Origin of the sequence: uncultured Anaerococcus sp., from assembly GCF_963510575.1 — a bacterium.
GTDB lineage: Bacteria > Bacillota > Clostridia > Tissierellales > Peptoniphilaceae > Anaerococcus.
The window spans coordinates 1-4001 of sequence record NZ_CAUPFR010000129.1 but is presented as its reverse complement, the minus strand read 5'-3'; the positions used below and the strand labels follow the sequence as shown (position 1 = coordinate 4001).

The window sequence follows — 4001 nt, the reverse complement described above, 5'->3', positions numbered from 1 at the left end:
TTCCGCTACCGAGGTATTTACCAACAAGTTTTGGCACTTGGCTACCACCGTTTCTCATAGAGATGAAACCTGTCATGAAATCGTGAACTGCACCGGCAATTACACAACCAATAGGAATGGCGATAAAAGCGATAGGGCCAAATAGGATACCTTGGATAGGTCCTAAAATAGGTCCAGTACCTGCTATGTTTAGTAGGTTAATAAGCCAGTTTTTGGTTTTGCTCATGACTACAAAGTCGACACCGTCGGCTTTTCTTACTGCTGGAGTTTCTCTATCGTCTGGTTCTAGTTGACTTTCAACATATTTTGAATAGAAGTATCCTCCACCTAACAAAATTATAAGTCCAATAATAAATAGTGTCATTGTGTCCTCCTTTATTTATTATCTTATAACCATTATAAAATAGATATGAAAATATTACAAGCCTTATTTGTAAATTTCAACAAATAAAACATTTTCATGATAATATTTATAAAGAAAAGATAATTTGAAAAATAGACTATTTGCAATTTCTAATTAATTTTAAAAAAGATTGATAATTATAGATAAGCAAGTATAGTAAACTTAGTAAGAGTGGGGCGGAAATTCCACTTTTTTTTAATGTTAGGGGAGATTGAGATGGATTTGATAGAAAAATTAAAAACTGCCTTAGAAGGCGATATAGAAAATCTTGGCTATGACCTAGTTGACCTTGAGTTCATAGGAGGCAAAGATGGTAATAGACTGATTTTTTATATCTATAATGAAAATGGAATTACAATTGATGATTGTGAGAGAGTGAGTGGATTTCTTGATGCTAGGCTAGATGAGTTAGACCTTATCAAGAGCTCCTATTACCTAGAAGTATCCTCTCAAGACCTTTCAAGACCACTTAAGACTGATAAGGACCTTCTTAGAAATAAGGACGAGCTTCTTAAGATTAAGCTTAAAAATGGAGACCTTATCCTAGCTAAGATGAGGGATATCAAAGACGATTCGATTGTTTTTGTCAAGGAAGACGGCGAAGAAATCGAAATTAAGAAAACAGATATCAAAGAAATTAAAATAGAGATTGTGTTCTAAAAGGAGATAGTATGAACAAAGACTTTATGTTGGCCCTTGAAGAGCTATGTAAGGATAAGAATGTAGAAAAAGAAGTAATCCTCGATGCTCTAGAAAAGGCGCTTGTAAAAAGTTATCAAAAGAATTATGACAACCAAGAAAATGTTGATGTGGTAATCAACCACGATACAGGAGAAATCGGGGTTTATGCCCTAAAAGAAGTTGCTGATAAGGTAGAAGATAGTATCAACCAAATTAGCCTAAAGGATGCTAAGGAAGTTGATGCTTCACTTAAAGTAGGAGATACTGCAAGGATTAAGCTTGTACCAAAAAATTTCGGCAGGGTAGCAGCCCAAACTGCTAGGAATATCGTAATCCAAAAGATAAGGGACGCCCAAAGGGAATCACTTTTTGGAGATTATCTAGATAGGGAAAATGAACTTATAACTGGCTCTATCCAAAGAGTTGATAAATACAATGTTTATGTAAATTTGGATAGGATTGAAGGAATTGTCCCTGTTAAGGAACAAGTACCTACAGAATCCTATATCCCAAATGAGAGGATGAAGTTTTTAATCAAGGAAGTTAGAAATTCTGGCAAGGACCCACAAATTGTTTTGTCTAGGTCTTCAGAAAATCTTGTTACAAGACTTTTTGAACTAGAAGTGCCTGAAATAACTGATGGAGTTATAGAAATCTATTCTATAGCTAGGGAAGCTGGTTCTAGGACAAAGATGGCTGTATTTTCGAATGATGAAACCATTGATGCAGTTGGAGCTTGTATAGGTTATAAGGGGGCTAGGGTTAATTCTATAGTTGAATCCCTCCAAGGAGAGAAAATTGATATTATAAACTATTCAAAGAATATAGAAGCTTTTATATCAAATGCCCTATCTCCTGCAGATATAATTGAAGTTTATGTAAATGAGAGAAATAAACAATCCTTGGTGGTTGTTGAAGATGACCAACTTTCCCTAGCTATTGGTAAGGAAGGTCAAAATGCAAGACTTGCAGCAAGATTAACTGGTTGGAAGATTGATATTAAGTCAAAACTTGAGTTTGATAGCCTAAGCCAGGAAGAAATTGATGAAATTCTTGCTATCCATGATGATGAAGAAACTAAGGCAGACTCAGATTTGATTGAAGATAAGACAGAAGTCGATTTGGAAGAAGAAAATCTTAGTGAAGATGAAAATGCTTTAGAAAATGATGAAGAAAAAATAGTAGATGAGGAAATTTCTGAGGGAAGTACCGAAGAAGTTTCTGAAGAACCTACAGATGAGGACTAGGAGCTAGCTTTCAGCAAGGAATAAAAAATGAAAAAAACTCGCAAAATACCACAAAGAAAATGTATTGTGTGTGGTTCGTTAAAAGATAAGGGAGACCTTCTAAGGATTGTAAATAACAAGGAAGAAGGAATCCTAATAGATGATAGTGGAAAAGTAAACGGAAGAGGTGCTTATGTTTGCAAGGATGAAGCTTGCATTAAGGGCCTTAAGAAATCAAATAAGCTAAACCAAGCCTTTAAAATGAAGATAGATGACAAAATTTATGAGGAGTTAGAAGCTTATGAACTAAAATGAGGTGATTAGATGGCTGATAAAATAAGAGTTTACGAATTGGCAAAAGAAAATGGCTTAGAATCTAAGGAAATGATTAAGATTCTAAATGAAGAATTTAACCTAGGTATAAAATCCCACATGTCTATGATAGGTGGGGAAGATCGCAAATTAATCAACGAATTTCTTAGTGAGTTAAATGACGATTCTAGTGAAGATGTTAGCGAAGAAGAAGTAATAGAAAAGCCTAAAGCAAAAGTTAAACAAGAGAAAAAAAGAGAAAAGAAAGTCGATCTTAAAAATTTAAGCACAGACGAAGACGAAGAAGAAAAACCAGTAAAAAAGAACAGAAAAAAGAAGAACAAGAAGAAAAAATCAAAGAAGAGCAATAGGCAAGAGAAGAATATGAAAGCTAATAAAGATTCAAGAATAGAAATACCAGAAACAGTAAATGTCAAGGCGTTCGCAGACAAACTTGGAGAAAGCCCAAATTCAGTAATAGGAAAATTAATAGGTCTTGGCACAATGGCAGGACTTAATGATCAAATAGATTTTGATACAGCAAACCTTGTAGCCATGGAATTTGGCAAGGAAATCTTCAAGGAAGAAGAATATGATGCCCTAGAAGAGCAATCATACGACTTAGACTATGAAGATAAGGAAGAAGACTTAATTGAAAGACCTCCTGTTGTATCAGTAATGGGTCACGTTGACCATGGTAAGACAAGTATCCTAGATGCTATTAGAAATACATCTGTAACCCGTGGAGAAGCCGGTGGAATTACCCAACATATCGGTGCTTATACTGTAGATATCAATGGCAAGGCAATATCCTTCCTAGATACACCAGGCCACGAAGCCTTTACAGAAATGAGGATGAGGGGAGCTCAATCAACTGATATTGCTATCCTAGTTGTAGCTGCAGATGACGGAGTTATGCCACAAACAGTTGAAGCTATAAACCACGCCAAAGCAGCAGATATACCAATAATCGTAGCTATAAATAAAATGGATAAGGAAACAGCCGATCAAAATAGAGTTATGCAGGGCCTTATGGAATACGGCCTTGTACCAGAAGAATGGGGTGGAGATACCATCATGGTTCCAGTTTCAGCCCACACAGGGAAGGGAATCAAGGACTTACTTGAAATGGTCCTACTTGTAGCTGAAGTTAGGGAATTAAAGGCAAATCCAAATAGGGATGCAGTAGGTATAATAATCGAAGCTCAATTAGATAAGGCAAGGGGACCAGTGGCAACAGTTCTTGTCCAAAAGGGAACTTTGCGCCAAGGAGATTATGTAGTTACAGGTTCTTCCTCAGGAAGAATTAGGGCTATGTTTGACTCAAAGGGTAAGCCAATCAAAGAAGCAGGTCCTTCTATACCAGCCCAAATTCTTGG

The 4001-nt window shown here is 36.0% G+C and carries 5 protein-coding genes; 4 read left to right on the top strand and 1 reads right to left on the bottom strand.

The features are described 5' to 3' along the window. A partial coding sequence (locus RQ907_RS07935) for a carbon starvation CstA family protein (protein ID WP_311492837.1) occupies nt 1–364 on the bottom strand: 364 nt, incomplete at its 3' end. Nucleotides 365–619: 255 nt separating this feature from the next. Between RQ907_RS07935 and rimP the strand changes: the two genes are divergently transcribed. The 4 genes from rimP to infB form a co-directional block, all read left to right on the top strand. After that, nucleotides 620–1063 (top strand): ribosome maturation factor RimP, encoded by a 444-nt coding sequence (gene rimP, locus RQ907_RS07930; protein ID WP_311492836.1) that lies wholly within the window; start codon nt 620–622, stop codon nt 1061–1063. An 11-nt stretch (nt 1064–1074) separates the two neighbouring features. Next, nucleotides 1075–2331: a transcription termination factor NusA gene (gene nusA, locus RQ907_RS07925; RefSeq protein WP_311492835.1), complete on the top strand. Its 1257-nt coding sequence runs from the start codon at nt 1075–1077 to the stop codon at nt 2329–2331. Between the two features lie 27 nt (nt 2332–2358). Continuing rightward, entirely contained in the window at nt 2359–2625 is a 267-nt protein-coding gene (gene rnpM, locus RQ907_RS07920; protein ID WP_311492834.1) for an RNase P modulator RnpM, read from the top strand. Nucleotides 2626–2634: 9 nt separating this feature from the next. Further along, on the top strand, nt 2635–4001 hold a 1367-nt coding region (infB, locus tag RQ907_RS07915; RefSeq protein ID WP_311492833.1), incomplete at its 3' end, for a translation initiation factor IF-2.

Excerpts from the sequence above, each read along its gene's own strand:
- nusA (WP_311492835.1), top strand. The coding sequence starts at position 1,075 with ATGAACAAAGACTTTATGTTGGCCCTTGAAGAGCTATGTAAGGATAAG.
- rimP (WP_311492836.1), top strand. The coding sequence starts at position 620 with ATGGATTTGATAGAAAAATTAAAAACTGCCTTAGAAGGCGATATAGAA.
- rnpM (WP_311492834.1), top strand. The coding sequence starts at position 2,359 with ATGAAAAAAACTCGCAAAATACCACAAAGAAAATGTATTGTGTGTGGT.